At 35.7% G+C, this 26,558-nt stretch carries 22 protein-coding genes; 6 read left to right on the top strand and 16 right to left on the bottom strand.

Features of this window, described 5'->3' with window-relative positions; genetic code table 11:
- Positions 1 to 167 precede the first annotated feature (167 nt).
- On the top strand, positions 168 to 1,928 hold the full coding sequence (locus FSZ17_RS08675; RefSeq protein ID WP_057774051.1) for a B12-binding domain-containing radical SAM protein: 1,761 nt from the start codon (positions 168 to 170) through the stop codon (positions 1,926 to 1,928).
- 27 nt (positions 1,929 to 1,955) lie between these two features.
- Here FSZ17_RS08675 and FSZ17_RS23335 read toward each other — a convergent pair whose 3' ends face one another.
- Positions 1,956 to 2,096, bottom strand: coding sequence for a hypothetical protein (locus FSZ17_RS23335; RefSeq protein ID WP_185150681.1), 141 nt, complete (start codon positions 2,094 to 2,096; stop codon positions 1,956 to 1,958).
- Positions 2,093 to 2,257, bottom strand: a complete 165-nt coding sequence (locus FSZ17_RS23330; RefSeq protein WP_185150680.1) for a hypothetical protein — start codon at positions 2,255 to 2,257, stop codon at positions 2,093 to 2,095. The genes FSZ17_RS23335 and FSZ17_RS23330 overlap by 4 nt, the downstream gene beginning before the upstream one ends.
- A gap of 170 nt (positions 2,258 to 2,427) precedes the next feature.
- On the opposite strand from FSZ17_RS23330, the gene FSZ17_RS08670 reads away from it, so the two are divergent.
- Positions 2,428 to 2,778 carry a DUF3905 domain-containing protein gene (locus FSZ17_RS08670; RefSeq protein WP_057774053.1) on the top strand — a complete coding sequence of 117 codons (351 nt, stop codon included), beginning with the start codon at positions 2,428 to 2,430 and terminating at the stop codon, positions 2,776 to 2,778.
- A 135-nt stretch (positions 2,779 to 2,913) separates the two neighbouring features.
- On the opposite strand, the gene FSZ17_RS08665 is transcribed toward FSZ17_RS08670, so the two are convergent.
- Entirely contained in the window at positions 2,914 to 4,281 is a 1,368-nt protein-coding gene (locus tag FSZ17_RS08665) for a TrkH family potassium uptake protein (RefSeq protein WP_057774055.1), read from the bottom strand.
- 209 nt (positions 4,282 to 4,490) lie between these two features.
- Here FSZ17_RS08665 and FSZ17_RS08660 point away from each other — a divergent pair, with 209 nt between their 5' ends.
- The gene (locus FSZ17_RS08660) at positions 4,491 to 4,691 is read left to right on the top strand and encodes an alpha/beta-type small acid-soluble spore protein (protein WP_057774058.1); all 201 of its coding nucleotides are present in this window, start codon (positions 4,491 to 4,493) and stop codon (positions 4,689 to 4,691) included.
- Positions 4,692 to 4,738: 47 nt separating this feature from the next.
- Here the strand turns inward: FSZ17_RS08660 and FSZ17_RS08655 are convergent, their stop codons facing one another.
- The 6 genes from FSZ17_RS08655 to FSZ17_RS08630 form a co-directional block, all read right to left on the bottom strand.
- Positions 4,739 to 5,923, bottom strand: coding sequence for an anti-sigma factor domain-containing protein (locus FSZ17_RS08655; protein WP_057774060.1), 1,185 nt, complete (start codon positions 5,921 to 5,923; stop codon positions 4,739 to 4,741).
- Positions 5,920 to 6,666 carry an RNA polymerase sigma factor SigI gene (gene sigI, locus FSZ17_RS08650; protein ID WP_057774062.1) on the bottom strand — a complete coding sequence of 249 codons (747 nt, stop codon included), beginning with the start codon at positions 6,664 to 6,666 and terminating at the stop codon, positions 5,920 to 5,922. Before sigI ends, FSZ17_RS08655 begins: the two co-directional genes overlap by 4 nt.
- Positions 6,667 to 6,790: 124 nt before the next feature.
- Entirely contained in the window at positions 6,791 to 8,068 is a 1,278-nt protein-coding gene (locus tag FSZ17_RS08645) for a DUF5667 domain-containing protein (protein ID WP_057774063.1), read from the bottom strand.
- Positions 8,069 to 8,223: 155 nt separating this feature from the next.
- A complete protein-coding gene (locus FSZ17_RS08640; RefSeq protein WP_057774065.1) occupies positions 8,224 to 11,499 on the bottom strand; it encodes an efflux RND transporter permease subunit in 3,276 nt (1,091 codons plus the stop codon).
- A 267-nt stretch (positions 11,500 to 11,766) separates the two neighbouring features.
- Positions 11,767 to 13,164 (bottom strand): Na+/H+ antiporter NhaC, encoded by a 1,398-nt coding sequence (gene nhaC, locus FSZ17_RS08635; RefSeq protein WP_057774068.1) that lies wholly within the window; start codon positions 13,162 to 13,164, stop codon positions 11,767 to 11,769.
- Positions 13,165 to 13,430: 266 nt separating this feature from the next.
- Positions 13,431 to 15,011, bottom strand: a complete 1,581-nt coding sequence (locus tag FSZ17_RS08630; RefSeq protein ID WP_057774070.1) for a peptide chain release factor 3 — start codon at positions 15,009 to 15,011, stop codon at positions 13,431 to 13,433.
- A 271-nt stretch (positions 15,012 to 15,282) separates the two neighbouring features.
- Between FSZ17_RS08630 and FSZ17_RS08625 the strand changes: the two genes are divergently transcribed.
- Positions 15,283 to 15,690 carry a YkvA family protein gene (locus tag FSZ17_RS08625; RefSeq protein WP_228460308.1) on the top strand — a complete coding sequence of 136 codons (408 nt, stop codon included), beginning with the start codon at positions 15,283 to 15,285 and terminating at the stop codon, positions 15,688 to 15,690.
- A gap of 183 nt (positions 15,691 to 15,873) precedes the next feature.
- Here FSZ17_RS08625 and FSZ17_RS08620 read toward each other — a convergent pair whose 3' ends face one another.
- Positions 15,874 to 16,473 (bottom strand): cell wall hydrolase, encoded by a 600-nt coding sequence (locus FSZ17_RS08620; protein WP_057774074.1) that lies wholly within the window; start codon positions 16,471 to 16,473, stop codon positions 15,874 to 15,876.
- A 311-nt stretch (positions 16,474 to 16,784) separates the two neighbouring features.
- Between FSZ17_RS08620 and FSZ17_RS08615 the strand changes: the two genes are divergently transcribed.
- Complete coding sequence (locus FSZ17_RS08615; RefSeq protein ID WP_057774076.1) at positions 16,785 to 17,126, top strand: hypothetical protein; 342 nt, start codon at positions 16,785 to 16,787, stop codon at positions 17,124 to 17,126.
- A 59-nt stretch (positions 17,127 to 17,185) separates the two neighbouring features.
- Here FSZ17_RS08615 and FSZ17_RS08610 read toward each other — a convergent pair whose 3' ends face one another.
- Both FSZ17_RS08610 and FSZ17_RS08605 read right to left on the bottom strand, forming a co-directional pair.
- Positions 17,186 to 17,797, bottom strand: coding sequence for a hypothetical protein (locus tag FSZ17_RS08610; RefSeq protein ID WP_057774078.1), 612 nt, complete (start codon positions 17,795 to 17,797; stop codon positions 17,186 to 17,188).
- Positions 17,781 to 18,308, bottom strand: a complete 528-nt coding sequence (locus FSZ17_RS08605) for an RNA polymerase sigma factor (protein ID WP_057774080.1) — start codon at positions 18,306 to 18,308, stop codon at positions 17,781 to 17,783. Before FSZ17_RS08605 ends, FSZ17_RS08610 begins: the two co-directional genes overlap by 17 nt.
- Positions 18,309 to 19,123: 815 nt before the next feature.
- On the opposite strand from FSZ17_RS08605, the gene FSZ17_RS08600 reads away from it, so the two are divergent.
- The gene (locus FSZ17_RS08600; protein WP_057774082.1) at positions 19,124 to 23,479 is read left to right on the top strand and encodes a S8 family peptidase; all 4,356 of its coding nucleotides are present in this window, start codon (positions 19,124 to 19,126) and stop codon (positions 23,477 to 23,479) included.
- A 141-nt stretch (positions 23,480 to 23,620) separates the two neighbouring features.
- On the opposite strand, the gene FSZ17_RS08595 is transcribed toward FSZ17_RS08600, so the two are convergent.
- From FSZ17_RS08595 to FSZ17_RS08580, 4 genes are all read right to left on the bottom strand, one after another.
- Positions 23,621 to 23,749: a YjcZ family sporulation protein gene (locus tag FSZ17_RS08595; RefSeq protein ID WP_146846428.1), complete on the bottom strand. Its 129-nt coding sequence runs from the start codon at positions 23,747 to 23,749 to the stop codon at positions 23,621 to 23,623.
- A gap of 38 nt (positions 23,750 to 23,787) precedes the next feature.
- On the bottom strand, positions 23,788 to 23,901 hold the full coding sequence (locus tag FSZ17_RS08590; protein WP_082625316.1) for a YjcZ family sporulation protein: 114 nt from the start codon (positions 23,899 to 23,901) through the stop codon (positions 23,788 to 23,790).
- A 585-nt stretch (positions 23,902 to 24,486) separates the two neighbouring features.
- Positions 24,487 to 26,016: a flotillin lipid rafts scaffold protein FloT gene (locus tag FSZ17_RS08585; protein WP_057774086.1), complete on the bottom strand. Its 1,530-nt coding sequence runs from the start codon at positions 26,014 to 26,016 to the stop codon at positions 24,487 to 24,489.
- 15 nt (positions 26,017 to 26,031) lie between these two features.
- Entirely contained in the window at positions 26,032 to 26,556 is a 525-nt protein-coding gene (locus FSZ17_RS08580; protein WP_057774088.1) for an NfeD family membrane protein, read from the bottom strand.
- Positions 26,557 to 26,558 lie beyond the last annotated feature (2 nt).

Genomic DNA, 26,558 nt, shown 5'->3' with positions numbered 1-26,558 from the left:
ATATTTTTGAATATTCTTTATTTTATTCTAATTTTTCTTAATAATCAATTAAAGGAAGATTTCACTTTGTTTTGCATCGTGTTGCATGGTTTCTCTTCTATCAATTTGGTCAACAATACGTTATAATAGTATGTTGTTGTTTCATTACTCTTAAAGGAGTTTCAAAAATGAAGATTATTTGCTCGACATTGAATGCTAAATATATTCATACAAATATTGCGATTCGTTATTTAAAAGCTTATGCCAAGCCAGATTTTGATATTGAACTTACCGAATATACGATTAAAGATCCTGTTATGAATATTGTGACAGATTTAATACAAAAAAAGCCTGATGTGATTGGTTTTAGCTGTTATATCTGGAATATGGAAGAAACGATTAAAGTGATCAATATGATCAAAAAGATAAACCCAGCTATCCAAATCATAGTAGGAGGACCTGAGGTATCTTACGATGTTTTAGAATGGATGGAAAAGGTCAAAGATTTTGACTTTATTGTTATTGGCGAAGGGGAAGAAACATTCAAGCAATTGCTTACTGAGCTTAGCGGAGAATTAAAGCTGGAAAATGTTCATGGCATTGCTTTTCGCGAAGATAGCCAAATAAAAATAAATCCTCAGCGCAACAAGCTGGATCTTCGTGAGCTGCCTTCTCCTTTCAGATTTGAAGAGGATATTCCTCACCTTTCAAAGCGGGTTACTTATATCGAGACTAGCCGCGGCTGCCCTTTTAGCTGCCAGTTCTGCCTTTCATCTATTGAAGTAGGCGTCCGATACTTTGATCGGGAAAAAATTAAAGAGGATATTCGCTATTTAATGCAAAATGGAGCGAAAACCATTAAGTTTGTCGACCGTACATTTAATATTAGCAGAAGCTATGCCATGGAAATGTTTCAATTTCTTATTGATGAACATTTGCCAGGTACTGTATTCCAATTTGAGATTACCGCTGATATTATGCGGCCAGAGGTTATTGAGTTTTTAAATAATGAAGCCCCTGCTGGCTTATTCCGATTCGAAATTGGAGTTCAATCTACAAATGATTACACGAATGAGCTGGTAATGAGAAAACAGAACTTCGAAAAGCTTACTCGAACAGTCACAATGGTGAAAAATGGAGGGAAAATCGATCAGCATCTCGATCTAATCGCTGGACTTCCTGAAGAAGATTATCATTCCTTTAGAAAGACATTCAATGATGTATTTGCTATGAGACCTGAAGAGCTGCAGCTTGGCTTCCTAAAGCTTTTGAGAGGAACAGGACTTCGCTTACGGGCTGAACAACATAAATACATTTATATGGACCATTCACCATACGAAATGCTGGGGAATAATGTACTTTCATTCGATGATATTATCCGTATAAAACAAGTTGAGGATGTTCTAGAAAAATATTGGAATGATCATCGAATGGATTTTACCATCGAATATCTTGTAACAGAAACATTCCCATCTCCATTTGATTTCTTTCAGGATTTCGGCAGCTTTTGGGAAGAAAAAGGCTGGTCAAGAATTGGCCACCAATTAGAGGATCTATTCAAACGCCTTTATGAATTTCTTCAAGATAAAAATATTGCCAGCTTAAATATTGCTGAAGGACTAATGAAGTATGATTATCTTTCTAGGCAAAAATATAAGCCAAGAAAGCCATGGTGGGGATCCTCTTCTAGTTATGAAAAATCACAAAGGTCTTCTATCTATCAGAATATCTTAAAAAACCCTTCACGATTGGGTCCTGAGTTTCTAAAACTAGAGCTTAATGAAAAGGAATTATACAAACACACATTAATTGAAAAGCTTTCATTTAATTTGGATAAATACCTGACTACCGGAGAGATCGAAAAAAAGGATACAACCATCCTAATCTATTTTGATCCCTCAAATGAAAAAACAGCTATTTTCTCGGCAGATGACAAATGGAGTGAATAAATAAAACCGGCAAAGAAGCCGGTTTTTTTATTTTTTATTCTTCCTCTTTCCTTTATCCTCATTCATAAATGGAACCTCGTATTGCTTACTCGCATTTATGTCTCCAAATTCCATTCCTATTTCAAGATTTGCCGTTTCTTTTGCCTTCATGTTTTTATTTTTTTTCATTTAGATCTCCCCTTTCTTCCCTGCTTAGAATTACGGTTTGCCCCTTTCATCGGATTTTCTCCTTGACTAAATTCTGCAGAGAATTCCGTTTCCTGTAAATTCTTCTTCGGGGTTTTTGTATATTTTTCTACTGCATCAAATTGGGCTTTTCTCTTAGCCATTTTTTGCATCCTCCTAAAGAAATGATTCCATCTTATTTTCTACCCACTAGCATTATTTATTCATTCATTACTCTTCCTAAAAATTTAAATTGATCATACTCATAAAATGAGTCTTAAAACAAAACCTAGTAGTATATTTTGACAAGCCACATAGAAAGGAAGGAACACATTTGAAAAAGAAAAAGGAAGTTAAGTTAACAAAATTAGGAATAGATGAAACCCTTCCACATCAAATTGAAGCTCCAAGCTTCAAGGGAACAGGTATTCAAATGAAGCCACCTTTCGAAAACTCTCAAGGAGTCGTAATTGGTGACAGCTTCTACGCTTCTGAAAATTCCCCATTGGAAAATTGGAGTGATGAAACTGATCCATCCATTATGTCAGGTGATGAATGGGTGCATCCGACTAATGATATTGGCTGGAATACAACTGAGAACAAAGAATTATTGGAACAAAAAAAACGTCCACAAGCAAGCCCTTTTATGCACCCTACACATGATGTTAGTAAAGGAACTGATTAAGAAGCATTTTTCAAAAATTAGAGGTTAGAAATTAGAATTGATGGAAGTTCTAATCAAAAAATCCGGAATCGCCACTTCGATCCCGGATTTTTTGATATTATGATTTCATTAATAAAAACTATTGTATCGTAATACTTATCCTGTAATCACTCGTTCTTTTGGATAATGATAATTTGCTTTCTTTTCTTTTCCTCCAATAATAAACAAGAAGGAAGTTAATCCGATTCTGCCGATAAACATCAAAATCATTAATATACATTTTCCAAAAACACTAAGATCTGGTGTGATCCCCATTGATAAGCCTGTAGTACCAAAAGCAGAGCAAACCTCAAGGACTATGGCAATAAGATCATGCTGACCGTCAGAAATGCATAATAGGACTACAGAGGTAAAACACATCACGATAGCCAAAAGCGTAATAGCTAATGATTTTAAAATATCATCTTGATGAAGCTCTCTATTAAAAATTTTGATATCACGATTTCCTTTAGCAAAGTGATAAATAAATAATATGTTTAAAGCAAAAGTTGTTGTACGAATACCACCTCCTACAGAACTTGGAGAGGCACCGATAAACATGAGAATACTCAAAACCAATAATGTTGGCATTGAAAATTCACTGATATCCATAGTTGAAAGTCCAGCACTTCTTGTTGATGCTGATTGAAAAAATGCGTAGAAAAAGCTTTTATGCCATGTCATTCCTTTAAAATAATGCTGAAATTCTAATATCAAAATTAGCACTGTCCCTAAGATAAGGAGACCAGCATATGTGATGGTTGTTATTTTTGTAAACAAAGAAAAGCGAAATTGGACTTCCTCCATATCAGTTTTCTTTCTAAATAAATATTCCTTAACTTCAATTAAGACAGGGAAACCAATAGCTCCTAGTATGATTAATATAATATTAATTAATTGGACAAAATAATCACCAGCAAATGGAACAAGGGATGCTCCTCTAATATCCATTCCAGCGTTTGTTGTCGCACTAACAGAAGCAAATAATCCATGAAGAAATGCTTCTTCCCATGTTGGATAATATTTCAAAAAATGAAAACCTAAGATGAGTGCACCAACCAACTCAATAAGCAGCATAATTTTAATAATTTCTCTAATCAAATGAACTAGTCCGGATAATGTGATTTGATTATGATCAGCCATAATTAGACGGCGGCTTCTCAGGCCAATTTTTCTGCCAAATAACATCCAAAAAAAGGTACCAAGCGCCATAATTCCAAGACCACCAAATTGCAATATGGCCATAATAACAAAATAACCAAATATACTATATGTTTGTGATATATCAACTACTGTCAAACCTGTAACACTCACAGCGCTAACAGCAGTAAATACAGTATCAATAAAATCAATTTCCACTCCTGGCTTATGTACGTAAGGTATGCTTAAAAGCAATACTGAAACCGTTACTGCAAGTAAATAATAACTTGTAATTACTTGAGCCGGAGATAATTTACCTAATCTGACTCTTACCTTTCTCCACATGAATTACAATTCCCTTCATTTTTTTCATATCCTCTATCATAATGAAAATCTCTACTTTATGAAAGACATATAAGCTTTTTTTCGTTAAGCATATGTTAAAAATGCTGCTTAAGGAAAAATATTTCCACTTATTAAATGGCCATTTTTAATCATACTACATTTACAGAGAAAAATATCCTCTGTTATAAAATTGATTGGAGATGAAAAAAATGGCAAATAGCACAAATAAGCTATTAGTTCCTGGAATAGAGCAATATCTAGATCAAGTTAAATATGAAATTGCCCAAGAGTTTGGTGTCCATTTAGGTTCTGATACTGTCTCTCGTGCCAATGGTTCAGTAGGCGGAGAAATTACAAAGAGATTAGTTAAGCAAGCGCAAGCACAAATGAATGGTATTAATAATAAATAAATGAAAAAAAGTGCCTCATGCGGCACTTTTTTTCATCTCAACTTACGTTAATCGTCATTATCTTGATGATTTTGTTTTTGATTTTGTTTTTCTTCCTTTATTTTTTGCTTTTCAATTTGTTTATTTTCTTTTTTAATTTCTTTTTGTTTTTCTATTCCTTCTTTTTCTATATGCTGTTCCTTTTTATCATTTTCTTTTTCCATTTGTTTTTCTCTTTCTTTATTTTCTTTCTCTATTTGCTTATTTCGTTCTTTGTTTTCATTCTCTATTTGCTTTTTACTTTCTCTATTTTCCTTCTCTGTTTGCTTATGTCTTTCCCTAATTACTGTTTCAATTTTTTTTTCTCTTTCTCTATTTTCTTTCTCTATTTGCTTATCCTTTTCTCTAATTTCCTTCTCTGTTTGCTTATGCATTTCTCTATTATCTTTCTCTTCTTGCTTTTCGTTTTCCCTGATTTCGTTCGCTCTCTGCTGATCGCTTACTTCATTTTTCAACACTTTTTGTTTTGCTTTTTCTTCCTTGACTTTGTTTTCTTTTTCTAATCGCATTTCTTTTTCTTTATTTTCTTTCTCTTTATAAAGGCCCATTGTAAGCCCCATATCGTTCGCTTTATTCCTTTCTTCAATTGAGCCATTAACAATTTTTAATTCTAGGTTTTCATTTTTTAATTCATTTCTAATTTCAGCAATTTCTTTCTCCCACTGCTGATTTTCTTCTTTCTGTTGACCCTTTTTTTCATAAGCTGTACCAATCACGATTTCATGATTATTTTTTGTGTAACCGCGCGCTTTAATTTCTTGAAAAATTTCATTTGTTAATTCATGGATATCTTTCTTTTTCCAATCATGTAATTGATTAACTATTTCTTTTCCATCTTCATTATATGGAAGGATTTCAACGACTTGGAACTTTTTATTGACACCAAGTTCAATACTTGGGTTAATATCGATTGACATATAGGCGTATACCTTATTATTACCGAAGAAAGGGAGTAATGTTACACTCACTAACATGAATATTAAAGCAGCTGCAAAAGCAGTTTTTGCTTTAAAGCTATTGAAAATAGAAAAAAATGATTGCTTTTTTGTTTCCTCTTGATTGATTGGAAAAAAATCAATTTCCTGCCCAATTCGATAATCTCTATCAAGCTTTCGAGCACGTAGAAATTCACCATCTGGGGTTATCAGCGTCAAAAAACGTTCATTTACTTCCATAATTATTCCTGTTTTCACGTTTCCAGCACCCCTTTGATATAATCCTTTAAATATACATAATCGCTAATTAATATTAGGGAAATGGCAATTATGTACTTTCTATTTCTTTCTATCGTCTTTCTGCTTAGCGAAACATGGTCTTCAAGCTGTTTTATAGGAAGTCTTTTCTTTTCAAGTAAAACCTGTTTAAGTTCTTCATTTTCACAAATGATTCTAGCTATGTTCATTGCATTTTTTCTAGCATCTGCATGCTTAGGCGATTGTTCAATCAAATCTGAAAAGGATAAATTATATTGGCGGAGTAATTCAGTAAATTGAAGAATTTCTTCTCTGCGCAGTTCTTCTTCTGTCTTCTTATTATATTGTTCTATGGAGAGTTCGTTTTCAATTGTGGTGGCAATTTGATCCTCATCACCTTGACTTACATCAATGTCTAATTTAAGATTCTGGTATTTTACTTGCTTTCGTATATAATCAATAACCCTTCTCTTAATAATTACTTCAGCAAAGCTAATTAATGAGCTCCCTTTATCATGACTGTATTTTTGAATAGCTTCATTAAAAGCAATAAGGCCAATGCTAAATTCATCGTCAGATTCATGTATGTATCTTTTGCATACTGAAGAGACGGTTTTAGCAATAAATGGCTTGTATGATTGGATTAGGTCATTTTGTAGTGCAGAATCACCCTGCTGTATTAAAATAACTGTTTCTTCTAGTGTTTTTTTTCTCTTTTTTGCAACAAACAAAAAACTTAGCATTTGCTCACCTCTTCATCCAACACATTATACCATACGATATTTAGTTAGATTTTTTAAGGGTATGCTAATTTTTTTGGAAAGAAAGCCTATGACAGGCTTTCTTTCCTATTTTTCTAGATGGTAATTATTTGTTATCTTTATTTCCTTTTTCTTCATGATTCACTTGTTTTTCATCATGAGTAGGAGCTTTTTTCTCTTTTTGGATCTCTTTTTGGATCTCTTTTTGGATCTCTTTCTGCTGCTTTACAGTGTTCTTTGATTCCTTCCACTCACGTTTTGCTTCTTCACGTTCTTGTTTTTCTTCAATTCGTTGCTGCTTTTCCTGCAATTTTGCTGCTTCTTTTGCTTGCTTTGTTTCGACTTTTTCTAACTCTTTTGCCTGTTTAGCTTCTTCCTTTGCCGCTTCTCTTGCTTTCTTATTTTCTTCTCTAGCTTGAGCAGCCTTTTCTTTATTTTCTTTCTTTTCCTCTTTTACTTCACTTTTTGTTTCCTTCTTTTCCTTATTATCAACTTCCGAATCAGTTGATGTTTTATCTAAGTTCTCATTATCCAAAGATGGAATATCTTCTTTGTCTTCATCCTTTTCAGGCTCTTGATTGCTTCCATACTTTTTATCCAATTTCTCTATCTTTTTTTCTAATTTAGCATAGCTCTTATCAATATTCTTTTGTAATGCGGCTTTAGCGACTGGATTTTTCACTTTTTCCATTGCAGCCTTAAGAGCAATAATATTTTGAGAAATGATTTCGTTTATCTCATCAATCGCTTCTTCATCAGTATCCTTATCTTCAGTATCTTTATCTTCAGTATCTTTTTCTTCATCAGCGACTTCATCTTTTGATTGATCATTACCGGCAATTTCCTGATCTTTTGAAGATGATCCCTCAGTATTTCCATCTTCATTTTCTTGCTTAGAATCTTTATTCTCATCAGCGATTTGATCCGCATCTTCCATATTTTCAAGGGCTTTTTTAATAACTTTTATCGCTTCATCCTCTTTGCCTTCAGCAAAAAGGGCCTCCGCTTCCGCTAAACGCTCTGACGCAAATTTTGCTAATAGCTCTGCTTCCTTTTCTTGATCAAATGTTAGAGCCAATTTTATTTTTTCTAAAGAAATTTTAGCAAAATAGAAAAAGCTTCCAGGCACAAGAGATGGTGCTTCTTTATCGCTTTCTTCTTGCTGTACTAATGATTCTTTCACATCTGAAGAATCAACTTTAGCTGATACATCTGTTGATGTACTCGAAGGAGCTACTTTTTGTAAATCGACAGTTTCATATTTTTCTTGATTATTTTCTTCTGCTGAAGCAATTGTAGTTGAAAAAGTGAATCCTCCTGCAATAACTAATGCTAAAGTGCTTTTTGCGATTTTGTTCATTTCTTTGTTAGATAAAAACTTCAAATTTTTCACCTCGTTATTTTTTACAAGCGGCCGCTTTGTTCATTACATCTGTACGGATAAAAATCAGAGGTTTTGGGGGTGAATATAAAAAAAGTTATTAAAATTAAAAAACCCCCACTAAATGTAGAGGGGGTAAGATTCAATATATCTATGGACTACTTATCTGAAGGATGGTGATTATTCTTATCCTGATCATCGTCTTTAACAAGTTTTAACAGTTCTTCGAGCATTTGAGCCATTTCATTTCTGCTGAAATTACGAGAGTCTTGTGCTGGAGGCATTGGATTCTCAATATCTTCCTCTTTAACTGATTCTACACGTTCTTCTAATAAATAGGCTGGTATCAAATGACCCTCTGGTGTAGCATACATTCTATTCATTCTTCGTGTATCTTTATCGAATAAACTATATACAACCGGAATAACAAATAAGGTTAAGAAAGTGCTACTAATTAATCCTCCAATTACTGTAATTCCCATTGGCTGATTGATCTCTGTTCCTTCCCCAATTCCAAGCGCAAGGGGAATAAGCCCTAGAATTGTCGTTAAAGCAGTCATTAGAATTGGCCTAGCACGGTCTTTAACTGATGTAATAATCGCATCATATATTTTAAGACCATTATCTTTCCTTTGATTGATATAGTCTACAATAACAATTGCATTGTTTACCACGATTCCTGCTAGGACAATAATACCTATAATCGCTGTAATCCCTATTGGAGTTCTTGTTGCTGTAAGAGCAATTGAAACACCAATTACCATCAGTGGAACAGTAATCATAATAACAAATGGATATTTTAATGATTCAAATTGAGCCGCCATTACGAGATAAATGAAAATAATCGCTAATACAAACGCCATAATCATATCATCAATAGATGACTCTAATAGCTCTCGGTCACCACTAAAAACTATTTCTGTATCATCTGGTAAATTAAGATCTGCAATTTTTTCGTCCACTTCCTTAGAAATAGCTCCTAAATTTGTGGTTGATTTATATTTCAATGTAAATTGCACAGCATTTTGTTGATTAATACGTTGAATTCTTACTGGACCTTCACCTTGTTCAATATTTGTAACTTGATCTAGAGAAATATAACTACCATCTGGTTTTTTTATTAGTAATGTTTTTAGTTTTTCAAGGTTCTGCGTAACAGTTTGATCATATTCTACCAAAACTCCATAAATATTTGATTGATCATCAACCAACTGTGTAGCCTTATTTCCACGAGTAACATCATTCACGATCATAGCGATCTGCGCTGGGGCAAGGCCGTGTTCGAATGCTTTATCCCGATCGACTGTAATCTGAATCTCTTCCACAGTATCGATTAGATCAGTTGACAACTCTGTTACATCATCAATATTTTGTAGTTCCTGATAAATTTTTTCTACTTGCTTATTCAATCTGCCCTTATCCGTATCTCTTACACTAAAAGTAAGAGTATTTGGAGCAGTCCCTGAAGAAGAATGCATATTAAAGGAAACTTCTGCACTTTGATTTGTATTTTTAGCTGTTCTTTCCAGTTTCTTCTTAACATCATCTACAAATTCAATTGTAGATCTTTCCCTTTTATCTAACTCTTTCATTTTCACATATATCTCTGCACTATTAGCATTTTTTGATCCACGAAACGAACCTTCCTGGGTCGTACCAATAAGACTGACATAAGTCTCGATGTCCTCTTCAGCTTGTAGCTTTTGCTCCATTGCAGTAATAACCTTTTCCGTTTCAGTTAAGGCAGATCCGTTTTCTAATTCAACTCGAATTGTGAAGAATCCTTCGTCCGTATTAGGGAGAAATTGTGTACCTACTGTCGTTAATCCATATGCACCGACTCCAAGAAGTAGTAATGCGATGATAATAACAGCAGCCCGGTGACGTAATGACCATTTTATTGATTTTTCAAGTGAAAGCATCCATCTTGATTGTTGTCTTTTTTCTTCTAAGTTTTTCCTCGGCGCCTTCAATAATCGGCTAGCAAGCATCGGAACAACCGTTAGAGCAACTACTAATGAAGCAAATAAACTAAAAGATATTGTTAATGCGAATTCAGTAAATAACTCCCCAATAATACCTGTGATAAAGACAACAGGTATGAAAACAGCAACTGTTGTTAATGTTGAAGCTGTTATCGCAGTGCCAACCTCCTTGGTACCGTCTATAGCCGCTGTTTTTGAATCCTTCCCCATATTTAAATGACGATTTATATTTTCAATCACAACAATTGCATTATCAACAAGCATTCCGATCCCGAGAGCAAGGCCGCCCAAAGTCATGATATTAAGAGTAAAATCAGAAAAGTACATTAACACAAATGTAAAAATAACAGAATATGGAATTGAGATTCCGATAATTAGTGGACTTTTCACATTTCTTAGGAAGAAAAAAAGGACAACCATGGCAAAAAGACCGCCAAGGATTAAAGAATTGGAAATATTCCCAATAGCAAGCTGGATATAATCACCCTGATCAAACAAAATATCATACTCAATATCTTTGAATTTCTCTTTTTCTAGAAGTTTATCCAATTGATACTTAAACTCCTTTGAGACCTCTGCTGTATTTGCATCAGATTGTTGAAGTACACTTAGTAAAACTGAGGGTGATTGATTTGTTCTTGTAATGGTTCTGTCATCCTGATTCACCATTTCAACTCTACTAACATCTTGAAGAGAAATTTTCTCCCCATTAACTGGGTTAACAGTTACAGTTAAATTTTTTAGAGTATCAACCGAATCAATGGTACTTATAATTCTTGTTGTCAACTCTTTTCCATTCGTTAAAATGGCATCACCAGGCAATGAAACATTATGAGCTTGAATGATATTAACGATATCCTCTTGACTTAGTTGGTAATCCTTTAGTTTGTCTTGATCAAGCTCTACACGAACCTCTTTAATAGCTGTCCCCGAAAGGTTTACACTTGCAACGCCGTTAACCTTTGTAAGCTCCAGTTTCAGCTGATCTGCAATTTGTCTTAATGCTTGTTTGTCCTCATCTCCACTTAGTGATAATTGAATGATCGGAAATTGTGATGGATCAAATTTTAAGAAACGCGGTCTTTCCACTCCATCAGGCATTGAAGTTTGATCCAACCGCTGAATTACTTCGTTTTGAATTTCATCAATGTCCGTCGTCCAAGAAAACTCCAGCAGAATGAGATTAGCACTTTCTTGAGAAGAGCTAGTCATTGTTTTAATTCCTGGTAGAGTAGCAAGATTAGCCTCCAAAGGCTTCGTCACTTTCTCAACTACTTCCTCAGGACTTGCCCCTGGATAGGAAGTTACAATAACCCCCACTGGAGGATTAATATCTGGAATAAGCTTCATTGGAATATTTAGGAGAGAAACAATTCCTAATATAAGAACTAAAAACATAGTAACCAAAGTGAAAATCGGTCTATTTATTGAAAAACTGCTTATTTTCATTCAAGATTCTCCTTTCGAAAATTTGATTGGCTTATGTAGATGTCGAATTATGTATAAAGTAATCCTCCTATTTCTATTTTCGACTTCTGTTCATTAGAAGGCGATATTTTCTTATAATCCCAATTATTTCAATACACTCTTACTATATTAGAGGCCATTTGCTGATGCAAGCATTCACACATAAGAAAATGTGGCAATCACATGGATTAATAATACTTAGCGTTCATCAATTCATTTAGCCGAAAAAAAAAGGAGAAAAAGCAGCCATCAAACAGCTGCTTTTTCTCCTTTTTTCGTAATGGTAAAGCCTGTAATTCCATAAACTATTGTTAGTATAGGCGATAGAAGACAGAAAAATGTGTATGGTAAATAATCAATTGTTTCGACTCCCAAAACCCCTGTCAAAAATACACCACATACTCCCCAAGGCACTAGAGGGTTAATAACAGTTCCCGCATCCTCTAATACTCGTGAAAGATTTTTCGGATGCAATCCTGCTTTATCATATGATTCTTGAAATGTATTCCCTGTCAATAATATTGAAAGATATTGTTCTCCGAGAAGGAAGTTGATTCCTATTGCCGTTCCTGCAGTGGAGGCAATCAAGGCTGGAACCTTTTGCAAAAACTTTTTCATTCCTTCTAGTAATGAAGGGATAATTCCCAATTTAAAAAGCAGTCCCCCCATAGAAAGAGCTAACAGGACTAATGAAATGGAAAAAAACATACTTTCCATTCCACCCCTTGATAAAAGTGAATCCACCTCTTTTACGCCAGTATTTGATGTAAAGCCATCAAATAATAGGTTCAACATTTTGTTTATTCCAAAATCCTTTTGAACAAAGAAACCAATCAGTAACGCGGATAAAATACTCGCTGATAGGGTGATCATGGCAGAAACTTTTTTTATAGCCAAATATGTTAATAATAGAAAAGGGATAAGTGAATACCAATGAACATACCCCTGATCAATAAGAGTATTCTTTAGAATTTCTATCTTAGAAAAATCAGATGCAGCTTCATCTGGTGATAAAATGGCAAAAAGGATAAAAGAAATAATGAAAGCAGGTCCAGTAGTCCATGCCATATTTTTAATATGTTCAAATAAATCCACCTTTACAATCATTGAGGCAAGGTTCGTTGTATCTGAAAGTGGAGACATTTTATCTCCAAAAAAGGCTCCTGAAATAACAGCTCCTGCAGTCAATGCTTCTGACAAGCCGAGAGCTGTCGAAACACTCATAAATGCAACGCCAATCGTCGCTGCTGTTGTAAGTGAACTCCCCACACTCACACCAATGATAGATGATACAACAAAGGCAATAGCATAAAAGAATTTCCCATTCACTACGTCTAATGCAAGGTAAATAAAAGTGGGGATCGTTCCGCTTGCCATCCAGCTGCTAATTAACATACCGATAAAGAAAAAGATAAGCACTGCCCCGAGGCCAGATTTCGCACCATCTGTTAAACCTTCCTCCAATTCCTTTATACTCACCTTCTTTAATAAACCTAGTCCTAGTAAAAACATAATTGAAATGACAATGGGAATATGAGGCACAACACCACCAAAAATCATTGCTGTGCCAATGCCACCCAAAAGGACTATTGTAATAAGTAAAGCCTCCATCGGCTTAAAAGTAAAATTTAATTGTTCCTGCTTCATGAAGCCACCCTTTCATTTGCTTTGCAGGGATATTACATTGAAAAAATAAAATTTATCAAATCCTGCTATCGTACTTAAACGCTTTTTCGCGTTAAAGCAAAAAGATATAATATTAATATAGTATTCTTTGAATTCTATGTCAAGAACTATTTGGGTTTTAATAGAAAAAGATTGAAATTTACTTGTTTAATTTAAACAAAAAAAATATAAAAACGGTTCCCCTGAAGGAAACCGTTTTTATATTTGAGAACAAAAATTGGATTAGCTTAATACTCTGAATCCATTGGATTATATAATTTTACATCTGGATTTTTTTCTTGGAACCAACGCAGGGCGAAATCATTTTCAAATAAAAATACTTTCTTATCAAAACGATCATGTACAAGAAGACTTCTTGCACTTGAAAGGTTTTCATTTACTTCATCGCCTTCTACCCAACGGACTATTTTGGAACCGATTCTTTCCATTATTACTTCCGTATTGTATTCATTTTTCATGCGATGCTCGAATACCTCAAATTGCAGCTGTCCAACAGCTCCAAGTAGCAAGTCCTCTGTTTTAACAGTCTTATAAAGCTGAATTGCCCCCTCTTGAACAAGCTGTTGAATTCCTTTATGAAAATGCTTTTGCTTCATAACATTTTTCGCATAAACTTTTACAAAGAGCTCGGGGGTAAACTGTGGTAGACGATCAAATTGGAAATTATCTTTTCCAGATGTAAGAGTATCCCCAATTTGATATGTTCCTGTATCGTATATTCCTATAATATCTCCACTAACTGCTTCATCAACAGTACTGCGATCATCAGCCATAAACTGAGTAGATTGTGCAAGCTTGATTTGCTTGCCAATTCTCGGAATGTTCACAGACATTCCTCTTTCAAACCGACCTGAACAAATTCTTAAGAATGCGATTCTATCCCTATGAGCTGGATTCATATTTGCTTGAATTTTGAAAATAAATCCTGAAAATGCCTCAGATAGAGGATCAATTTTACCTACAGTAGAATTTCGAGATTGTGGTGGCGGAGCAAACTGTAAATACGATTCTAAAAAAGTCTGAACCCCAAAATTCGTTAAGGCACTTCCGAAGAAGACAGGCGTTAACTCTCCATTTTTCACCTTATCAACTGAAAACTCATTTCCCGCCTCATTTAAAAGCATAATCTCTTCTAAGGTTTGATCATAAAGTCCGGAATCCTTTAGTTTATGGTCACCTTCAATTTCCCCATCTTCATTTAAGGAAATAAAGCGACTTTCTTCATCAACACGAAATTGTTCAATTCGCTTATTGAAACGATCATATATTCCAAGAAACTCCTTACCCATCCCTATCGGCCAGTTCATTGGATATGATTCAATTTCCATTACTTCTTCAAGCTCAGCAAGCAGTTCTAAAGGAGTTCTTCCTTGCCTGTCAAGTTTGTTAATAAAGGTAAAAATCGGAATTCCCCTCATGCGGCAAACTTTAAAGAGCTTTAATGTTTGCTCCTCGATTCCCTTCGCTGAATCAATAATCATAACAGCACTATCAACAGCTGTTAAAGTACGATAAGTATCCTCACTAAAATCTTGGTGACCTGGTGTATCAAGTATATTTACTCTTGAACCATTGTAATCGAATTGCATGACACTGGAAGTAACTGAGATTCCACGCTGCTTCTCAATTTCCATCCAGTCACTGGTCGCATATTTCCCTGTTTTCTTCCCTTTGACAGTACCTGCATCTCGAATAGCTCCCCCGAATAAAAGCAGCTTCTCTGTTAAGGTTGTTTTCCCTGCATCCGGGTGGGATATGATTGCAAATGTCCTACGTGATAATACTTCATCTTTAAAATTCGTTCCCATCTTGTTTCCTCACTGACTATCAAATTTAATCATAACTTTAATTTTATCTCGCTGAAAAACAGATTGCAAGGCTATTTCATTTATAAGTAATTCGAAGATCATTACGATCAGATTGCACTTTCAGCCGTTTTTGTTCCATGGACCTACTCTGTCATTACAAAGAATGAAGAACAAGTAACGATTTTTTTAGCGTATTAGTAAAAAATAATATGTGTTTCGATTATAATTTGTAAATAATAGTGTTAGGAAATTTATTAAAGGGGTGAGAAAAATGGAGGAAAAAAATTATGGTAAATCAGGCTATAAGATTTTTAAATCAGCTGCAAAGGATTATGCTAATCATCCAGAAAAAACAGCGAGCCTTATAAAGAAAACAATCAGAAAAGCAAACAAAAATAAAACATCTCTAAAAAATATATGGGGAAATTTCCACCTTCTCATTGATTTAATAAAAGCATGGTCTAATGGTGATTATAAAAATATTTCTAAGAAGTCGATCGTTTTCATCATTGCTTCGATATTATATTTTGTTTCTCCAATAGATATTGTTCCTGACTTTATTGTTGGCTTTGGTATATTAGATGATGCTGCAGTCTTATCATTTGCGATAAAACAACTTTCGAGTGAATTGGAAAAATTTAAGGAATGGAAGAAAAGCGAACCAATAAATTTAAAATGATTATGTGAAATCTTTACTTATAGTAGGGAAATTGCCCCTTTTCTGTTAATAAAAAAATGGAGGGTGTCCTAAAAGCAAAGGTGTCAGGCACCACGAACAATATCTAGTATCAGTAAACGAGTGAGATTCTAGATAAATTGTATGATGTGGATGCCTGACACCTTATGGGACAACCGCTAGGCATTACTTTGCGAATTGATGATTGCCAATGACCATTGTAGCTGTTCTTGTGCTAAGCCAAGTATTGCTTACTTTATCAGGATTATAAAAGTAGACTGAATCATTTCCCTGACCTTGCAGGGCAAGTGCCTCCATTACTGCTTTTTGTGCTTCCTGATCTGCTGGCTCGTTGATCGACCCATTATCTACTGGTTCAAACTGTCTTTCTTCATAAATTACATCTTTGATCGTATCCGGGAAACGATCATCTTCTACTCGGTTTAATACGACTAATGCAACAGCTACCTTTCCCTCATATGGTTCTCCCTTTGCTTCTGCATGAACTAGTCTTGCAAGAAGATCCTTTTCTTCGTTTGTAATAGACTTTGGTAGTATGAGCTTTTCACCTGGATAAATTTTATCCGTTTTTTTATGGTTAATCTTTTTTAGTTCAAGCTCAGAAACTCCATACTTCATCCCAATTTTTAAAAGAGAATCATCTTTTTTTACAGTATATATATCAACATTATCTAATGTTTCCGCATAAGTGCGATGATTATTTGATTGACCAAATTGGAATGAGAGCATTATGATACCTGCTATAAAAGCTGCAAGCATTTTCATCTTATCTCCTCCTATATTTACGGTTTGTCAGTGTACCAATGATTTAGTTGGTTACTTTCAGATCGTTGAATTTACGATCAACTGCCTTGTCAACATATTTAACCGTAACATAGATCAGCAATACACTCCACACCTCAATCTTTACCATGGATTTCGAGGAATTAATAGGAAGAATTCCTCACTATTTTTATTCAGAATATTCACAATAGATAGTAAGAACCATGATAATATAAGCGTTATGAATCATTTAATAATTGGAAAAATAAGTTATTCTATTAATGTAATTTAGTAATATTTTTAGGGGGATAAAAATGAAAAGGTCCGTTTTTATGTTGCTTGTTTTCCTATTAGCAATCACTAATCAAGCCTTTGCATCACCGAAAAATAACGTTCAAACGAATGATGAGAAAGTTGAGGTTGCCGAAATAACCGAAGTAACTGATGTAAATGAAGTCACGGTGGAAACGGAGTTAGAACAAATCCTTAAACTAGATCTTGAATGGTCGGGAGAATTATCAAATAGTCTTGATGAAGATAATTCGTCAAATGCCGATAAACTCTGCTGGGTATGTACAAAATTAATAGTTAGTGAAGATCCAAAGTACTATGTATGTGTTGATGGATATTGGAGTAAATATTGCATTATTAAATAAAAGGAAAATCGGCTTAGCCTATCGCTTTGCCGATTTTTTAAGGATTTTAATTAGCGGTGTTATTTTGGCTTTTCAATATTATGATGTAATGAATTTACATACTTAAAAAATACTTCGCTTTTTTCCTTTGAAACATAATAATATTCATCTTCGCTCAGTTCTTTTATATATAAATCTCCTTCTTCTTCCCAAACCTTTATTTTCAATATTTCAGGCCCCTCTAGTGTGAGCATCAAGTCATAAGATGGATCAAATACTGGTTTGATAGTACTTTTTTCTGCATTTTTTATCATATCAAAAACCATTTTACTCCAATTATCATCATTTATTATATAAATATTTTTCTGTCTCTCCTCTTTAACTGGTATAAAAGAAGTTTCCGACTTCGAAAAAGCTAAACCCATTTGGACAATTTCTTTCCCTTCAATACTCGTTTTCAAATTAGCACCACTATTGAGGTTCGTTTCGGTAAAAATGATAAACACAAATAGAAAGCACGCTGCGAGCGAGACAATACCTGTTAAAATTTTCGGAAGTAATAGCCTCTTAGTTTCAGTCTCTCTTCTTTTCTCAAGCATAATTTTTTGAAAGGTTTGCTGTTTTTGCCGGCTTGAACGAGGAATTTCATTCAAATCCTGAAATGACAGCTCACATTCAGATGACCTCTTCATTGCTTTCCCGCCTTTTCATTAATTCTTTTTTTAATGCTGCTATGGCTCTTGTCGTAGTAATTTTTACTTTGTTTTCATTCCAGTTTAATATTTCAGCTGTTTCTTTTATGGATAGCTCTTTGATTTTCCTTAGAATTAGTACTTCCTGATAGCTAAGTTTTAATTTACATATTGCCTCGTATAAAATGGTCGTCGCTTCACCTTTCATAACAATCTCTATAGGCGTCTGTTGATCAGACTCAAATTGGTACTTTTCTATCGAAAAAAACTTTAACAAACGTTTTTTCCGTAAATAATCGATCGTCACATTTCTGGAAATACGAAAGAGCCATGTGAATAATTGAGATTCGCCATTAAATTGATTGATATTTTTATAAGCCTTAATAAAGGTATCCTGAGTTAAATCTTCAGCCACCTCTCTGTCATTAACTAGGAGAAAGATAAAACCGTAAATTTTATCGCTATATTCATTGTATAGTTGTTCAAAAGCCTCTGAAGAAACTTTTTTCATTTCGCCCGCTCCCCTCAAGCATATTGTTAGACGAATTAGTTTGAAAAAGGAAACACATTATGTACAGTTATTTTGAGAAATATCTAACTCCAAAAGTAAAAATTCATCAGTGACACATATAAGGAAATCCGGCTTTAATTGTCCCAAAGTATTTACTCAATTCTTATGTAATATTGTCTACAATACCAATCATTAGAAATACTTTCCAGTACCATTTTTCCTTATATTCTTGCATGTGCAGAGGTGTCTATTTCCATTTTCCTATACTTTCTCGGAATGTAGGAAAATGGACTCTTTTTTTAGAAATTTTTGTAAATAATCCTTTAAGTCTGTTACTTTTATCTTTTTACTTATTATTCTCTATTTTCCAAAAAGTTACATAACTTTTTTACTATTTCTATTTAATAATTTCAAATGTATTTTTTATTAGGCCAAAATACTTAGTGTCTAAAGATCCCTTCCCTTTTCACCATGTGACTTTTATGAAAATATACCTCTACATCCCTTCTTCTTATTTTTTCAAAAATCATTATTCAAATAATGGCTTTCTATTGTAAATAGAGCATTTTTAGCTAAGTAGATTGATATTTCCCTGAATCTTTTAGACTATATGACTTTTTTACTTCTAATTCATTCCTATCATTTTAATCTAGCACACTTTTTCTTCGTGAATATTCGACAACTTTCTTTTTTTTCATTAGGTAAAGTTTCTATTAACAAAGGGGTTTCTTTTTACCCCAACTGGAGGTGGTTATTTTCTAACAGGGGATAGCATTAAATGTTTGTATTTATCAAACTGATGAGGAGGAATTTTTTTGAAGAAAAAAAGAAAAGTAAGTTTCCGTTGGCAACCTATCATGTTGATCGCATTTTTGATTCTCCCACTCATGTTTCCAAATATGGGGCATGCACAAACAAATAATTCACCGCACACCTCTTTAAAAAAATCATCAACTGAATCAACCAAAAACAAAATTAGCAGCAGATTACAAGATGAATTCGATAAGCAAGATCAAGTCACTTTCTTAATTAAATTTAAGGAACAAGCTGATCCTGCAGCAGCAGCAAAAAATGCTGAAAAAAATGCATTAAATCAAAACCTTACTCCTGCAAAAACAAAATACATGAAGCGATCAGCAGTCCTTTCCTCACTAAGATCAGCTGCTATTGAAACACAAGGCTCTGTAGCAGACTTCCTCCAAAAGCAGGAAAAAGAAGGTAAAGCAAAAGAAATCCAATCCTTCTACATTGTTAATGCTATCGCAGTTACAGCAACGAAAGATGTTATGGAACAAGTTGCTGCCTTCCCAGAAGTAGAAAAAGTACTTCCAAACGAAATTAGACAACTTCATATCCCTGAGAAAGTTGCAGAAAAACCATCTATGCAGCTTGGAAAAGAACCTAAAGCTAATACAAACTCGATTGAATGGAATATCGAACGAGTTGGTGCTCCAGCTGTTTGGGAAATGGGTATAGATGGTTCAGGTACAGTTGTAGCTTCTATTGATTCAGGTGTACAGTGGGATCACCCAGCATTGAAAGAAAAATATCGTGGCTATAATCCAGCCAATCCAAATTCTCCTTCACATGAATTCAACTGGTTAGATGCAACAGCAGGAAGATCAGCCCCATATGACGATCACGGACATGGAACACATACAACGGGAACAATGGTCGGTTCTGAGCCAAATGGGGCTAACCAAATCGGAGTTGCTCCTGGTGCGAAATGGATTGCCGTAAAAGCGTTTACAGCTAATGGGGGAACCGATGCAGACTTACTAGAAGCTGGAGAATGGATTTTAGCACCAAAGGATGCTGCTGGAAATCCTCATCCTGAAAAGGCACCAGATGTTGTGAATAACTCTTGGGGTGGAGGGCCAGGTCTTGATGAATGGTATCGTCCAATGGTTCAAGCTTGGAAGGCTGCAGAAATCTTCCCAGAATTCTCTGCTGGAAACACTAGAGCAGGAAATCCTGGCGGACCAGGCTCCATTGCCAACCCTGCTAACTATCCAGAATCCTTTGCTACAGGAGCAACTGATATCAATAATGGATTAGGAAGCTTCTCCCTTCAAGGTCCATCACCATATGGAGAAATCAAGCCTGATATTGCTGCACCAGGTGTAAATATACGTTCATCTGTCCCAGGAAGCAACTATGAAGGCGGCTGGAATGGTACTTCAATGGCTGGACCACATGTTACTGCAGTTGCAGCTATGCTTCGCCAAGTTGACTCCAGCCTAACCGTGGATGAAATCGAAGAAATTTTAATGAACACAGCTACACCGTTAACAAACGGAACATATCCTGAATCACCAAATAATGGCTTCGGATCTGGTCTCGTTAATGCTTTCGATGCTGTTTCATCTGTTATTTCCGGTCTTGGAAAAATCAAAGGCCAAGTGGCGAAGGAAGGAAATGACAGTGAAGCACCTCGAGTAGAACATCAAGCACCTCAAGAAACATACGCAGGAATGGACCTGCCTCTAGAATTGAAGGCAACTGACAATGTTAGTGTATTGAATGTTGTCCTCGAATACTTAAAAGCAGACGGCAGCTGGGCAGCTGTTCAAGCAAGTAGAATGTCTGGAGATTTCCGAGATGGAACCTATAAGGCTGTAATCCCTGGAGAGGATATTGTTGCTCCATCTTTATCATACAAATGGAAAGTCAATGATTTCGGAGGAAACGAAGTTGTAACAGATACGTACAGAGTTTCCGTAAAGCCTGGAATCACAATCGGATATTCTCAAGATTTTGAATCGAATCCAATTGGTTGGACATCATATGGGGCAAATAACAGCTGGCAATGGGGAGTTCCAACTTCTGGACCTGGTAATGCAGCTTCTGGAGAAAAAGTATATGCGACAAATCTTTCAGGAAATTATGATAGCAGAGCGAACATGACATTACTAATGCCGCCAATTGACCTGCCAGAGGGAAATGCATTCTTACAATTTAAACAATGGCATAACCTTGAAAGAAATTATGATTATGGCCATGTCTTCGTTTCTACTGATATGGTAAATTGGACGCAAAAACTTCGTGTTAATGATATTACTTCTGGCTGGATAAATGGCCAAGTAGATTTAAGTGAATATGCCGGCCAAAGAATCTATGTTGGTTTTAACGTAACAACTGACGGTTCTGTAGTTAGACCAGGCTGGTACATTGATGATGTACGTTTGGCTAACACTCCTCTTCAGGCATCTAATAATGCACAGCTTGATATTACAAAACCAGATACTGCTACAAATGACTCTAAAGACACTTTAAAGGATGAAAAAGTAGATCCAAACAAAATTGTACCTGCGAAGGATGCAATTGCGAAGAATGAAGGCAGCCAAAAACAGGCTTTACCTGCTCTTCTTCCATTAACAGCTGAAGTAAGTATTTTAGAATCAGGAAGATCTGTATTCACAAAGCCTCAAGATGGATCATATGAATTTACACATGCATCTGGAAACTTTACTGTTCAAGCGGAAGCATACGGCTATCGCTCTCAATCTCAGACTGTAAATATTCCGCAAGATGGTGAAGTTACTGCTAACTTTGTACTCGAACCAATTCCTCAAGGAACAGTTACTGGTACCGTTACAAACAAGGCTACGGGTGAACCAATTGCAAATGCAACGCTTCTTTTAGTTGAGGATGCAGCTGTTCAACCGGTAGAAACAAATGCAAACGGTCAATATTCATTAACAGCCTATGAAGGTACCTATACATTAAAAGTAATGGCACCGTCTTACTATAGTCAAGAAATCGAAATTACAATTAGTGAAGGCTCAATAGAACAAAATGTACAGTTAAAGCCATTTATCGGATACCCTGGTGAAATTGGCTATGATGACGGAACAGCCGAAAATGCACGTGCATTCTATGATGCCGGCAATGGCTGGGCTGTTAAAATGTCGCTGGCAGCAGGACATAAAAGTGCCATGGTTACTGGTGGATTATTCCGTTTCTGGGATACTGCATGGCCAGTTCCAGGCGGTACTGCATTCAAGGTTGAAGTATATGATGCAAGCGGTCCAGATGGAGCTCCTGGTAAGAAACTTGCCGGACCATTCGATGCAACCGCTCTAAGGAACGGTGAATGGACACATGTTGATTTAAGCGAACACGGTATCATGGTAAACGGTGATTTCTACATGGTTTACATCCAAAGCGTACCAAATCCAAATGCTCCTGGCTTAGGAACAGATGAGGACGGAACAAATGCGAAGCGAAGCTGGCAGCTTGTCGGAGGAGCCTGGTCCCCATCACCTGTGGCAGAAGGAAACTATATGATCCGTTCCACTGTCAATTATGAAGTGACAGCACCAGTTATTACTTCACCTAAAGACGGATCTTATACTAATGAAGGAAAAGTAACAGTTGAAGGTACTTCTACACCTAAGACAACGATCAAGCTCTTCAATAAAGGTGAAGAAATTGCCACTACAGAAACAACTGATGCGGGAACATTCTCTTCAGAGGTTACATTAACAGAAGGGGAGAATGTCTTAACGGCAAAAGTGACTACAGATTTAGGATCAACTGATGCTTCTAATCCTGTAAAAGTCATTTTTGACCAAACGAATCCTGAGCTAGAAATTACCTCACCAGAAGATAAGTCCAAAACGAACAAGGAAACAGTAACAGTTGAAGGAACGGTTTCTGATGAGCATTTAGACTCTGTTAAAGTAAATGGACAAAAGGCAAATATTAAAGATGGCAAATACTCTCTTCGTATCATTCTAAATGAAGGTGAAAACATTATCTCAGTAGTAGCTCAAGATAAAGCTGGAAATACAGTGGAGAAAACAGTAACGATTCATGCTACTTACACAGCCCCAGCTATAGAAAATCTTGTTCCAAAAGTAGATAAAGAACTGAAGAAGGGTGAGTCTGTAAAAATTGAATTTGACAGTGCACCTGGGCTCAAAGCAACCTTTGCCATAAGAATGCCATTAACAAATGCCGGAGATCTTGCTAATGCAACAGAGCTACCTATGACGGAAACTTCTCCAGGACATTATGTTGGTTACTATACAGCCACATCAAATGTAAAAGCAGCTGGAGCTGAGATCGAAGTGAAAGTAACTGATGATTTTGGCAATGAAACACGTAAAGTTGCTGAAGGAAAACTGTATATTAACGAGAAGAAAAAGAAGGAAAATAATAAATAAGACGATAATAAAAAAAAAGCAGAAAACCGAGATAGTCTTATTTAGTAATTTTCGTCAGGCCCATTTTCCATAATGGGTCTGTTTTTTTACTAAAAAGAAAAAAGCAGGAAAGCTTTCCCTCCTGCTTCAATAATTAATTATCTAAAAACTAAAACAAGCTGCGCCTACGATAATAAGAAGTATAAACAATACAACAATTAACGCAAAACCTCCGCCAAAGCCGCATGCTCCGAAACCGCAGCCGCCATAACCATAGCCGCCATACCACATAATCCTATTCCTCCTAACATTTTTAAAATTTTGTACTACTAAAAACCACCGTATCCACCGTAACCCCAAGATGCGCCAATGATGATTAACAAGATAAACAATACAACTAGTAGAGCGAAACCTCCACCTATTCCGCAGCATCCATCTGACATATCCAAATACCTCCTTTGTTTGGTTCTATATATCCTATTCAATAAAGGAAGATTGTGCGATAGACGAACACACAATTTTTGGGTTCTTTCATTAGTACAAGCTTATAGGAAAAGCGCAAGCGTCTTCGGAACAAACCGCTTCTATAATTCAAAAAAGTTATTTAAACTTCCTTGTTGATTTTCGCTGCAGGCACATAGCGATTCCGGGTGGTCGGAAGCCTCCTCGTCGAAGAGCGCTCCAGCGGGGTCTCCCTTTGACTCGCTTTTTCCACAGGACATTGAGAATAAACTTCCTAGAGTAATCACCACACGAAGGAAATGCGAATGCATTTCCGAGGATCTCGCGCCTGCAGCGAGAATCAACAATTAGAAAAACTCGGCGTTATCCAAGTCCTTTTTGGTGAATGTCTTAGTTTTTCTTATGCGATCTTATTAGCAGATATTTAATTAAAAACACACTTTACTTTAGTACTTTAATAAACTTAAAATTTCCTATTAGCCAAAATAGCATTTTCAATACTAAGCTTTAACACAGCCATTTTAATAAAAATGGCGCCAATTATATATTTGGCGCCATTCAGGGGATTATTCGTCTTTTCCGTCTACTACTTTTTTATGCTTTATTTCTTCTGTTAGCTCGTTAATACTTTGACGAACATTACCTTTTCCGGAGAAATTTTCTAACAATTCCTTTAAGTCAATTCCAGAAGATGCTTTTAAGCTTTCCTGCATCGTTGACATAAGATTTGTTGCATAGCCAGTTATTTTATTTGCTCCACCATTTGTTCCGTCACTTCCAGTATCGACCACTGTTATCTTATCAATATTAGAAAGCGGGCTTGCCACTTGCTTCGCATATTCTGGTAGCATTTTCAATACCATGTCCATAATAGCTGCCTGGCCATACTGTTCAAATGCCTCTGCAATTTTCCGCTTCGCCTCAGCTTCCGCTAGACCTTTTAGACGAATAATATCAGCTTCTGATTCCCCTTGTGCACGCTGAGATTCTGCTTTCGCTAAACCATCCACTCTAACTCTCTCTGCTTCAGCACGAGCTTGAGACTCGATACGATATTTATTAGCATCCGCTTCCGCAAATTGCTTTTTCTTTTCCGCTTCAGCTGCCTGCTCAACAGCATATCGATCAGCATCCGCCTTCTTTTTAACTTCAGAATCGTATTGACGTTCTCTTCTTAATATCTCTTTTTCCTCTAGTTCAATTTGTTTTTGACGCTCAATAATTTTAATTTGCATTTCCTGCTCAGTTACTTCCTGTTTGGAACGCGCCGTTTCGAGATCATAGGCTTGGTCAGCACGAGCCTTTGCGACATCTTGCTCCCTGCGATAATCCGCCATTTTCATTTGGTTTTCTTTTTCTGCTTCTGCGATTTCTGTTGCTCTTTCAAGCTCTGCCTTTTGGGCATCTTTATCAGCTTCAGCACGTTTAATGCGTGTTTCTTTCTCTGCTTCAGCAGTAGCTATATCTGCATCCCGTTTTACTTGAGCAATTCTCGGTTTACCTAATGAATCTAAATAGCCGTTTTTATCACGAACATCTTTAATGGTAAATGAGACGATAATAAGTCCCATTTTTGCAAGATCCTGAGATGCAACCCTTTGAACCTCTTGAGAAAATTTATCCCTATTTTTGTAGATTTCTTCTACTGTCATCGAACCTAATATCGATCTCAAATGACCTTCAAGTACCTCTTTCGCTTCATTTTCTCGGTCTTCCTTCGATTTTCCAAGAAACTGTTCAGCCGCGGTTGCAATTTCTCCAATTGAACCGCCAATTTTTATAATGGCTGTTCCATCCGCCATAACCGGAACACCCTGCTCCGTATAAACCTCTGGTGTGGAGACTTCTAGTTTACTAGATAATAAGCTTAAAGGCTCCGATTGCTGGAATACAGGTAGGACAAACGTACCTCCTCCGCGAATTATTTTTATTTTATTCCCAGATTCATCTACATGTACATTTTTACTTCCTAAATAGCTCCCTGTTACGATTAAAGCTTCGTCGGGACCTACCGTTTTATACTTTGTAATAAAGATTCCTAATAAAGCAATTACTAAAAATGCAACAATTCCAATCACTATCCATATTGTGAGCATATACTCTCCTCCGATCTAATATTGGTTATGTGGCACCACATACAGAACACCATCTTTAACATCGATCACAAGAACTTTTTTTCCTTCCTCAATCTCTTTATTTTCAAAACTAGTAGCGGGCTTGGAGATCCTACCGCTAATGCTATCAATCAAAACCTCACCAAATCCATTCTCAGGTATCGGGATGATTACCGCCCCTATTCTTCCTTTTAAAGAATCCTCTGTATATACAAGTGATTCTTCTGCATTTGCTAATGGTATAAGTACAAAAACATTAAGTAAGGTGTCTAATATCAATGAGGCAATGCTAGAGATGACAATAATCAGGATACTGCTGAGACCTGTGAAAGCTTCAAGTAAATAGCCGATGGCAGACATAAAGGTTAAAAAAGCAAGAACTAGTACAGGATTAAGAAATCCCGTCGCTTCTGATATTCCCTCAACAACATCTCCTAAAAATAGGTAAAGGATTATTAAACTTCCTGAAATGATTAGCGTATATAGATAAATAGTCTGAATTGGAATTCCGAATAATTCCATCA

Origin of the sequence: Cytobacillus dafuensis, assembly GCF_007995155.1 — a bacterium.
GTDB lineage: Bacteria > Bacillota > Bacilli > Bacillales > Cytobacillaceae > Cytobacillus > Cytobacillus dafuensis.
The sequence above is the reverse complement of the archived record's forward strand: the minus strand, read 5'-3'. Positions and strand labels throughout refer to the sequence as shown.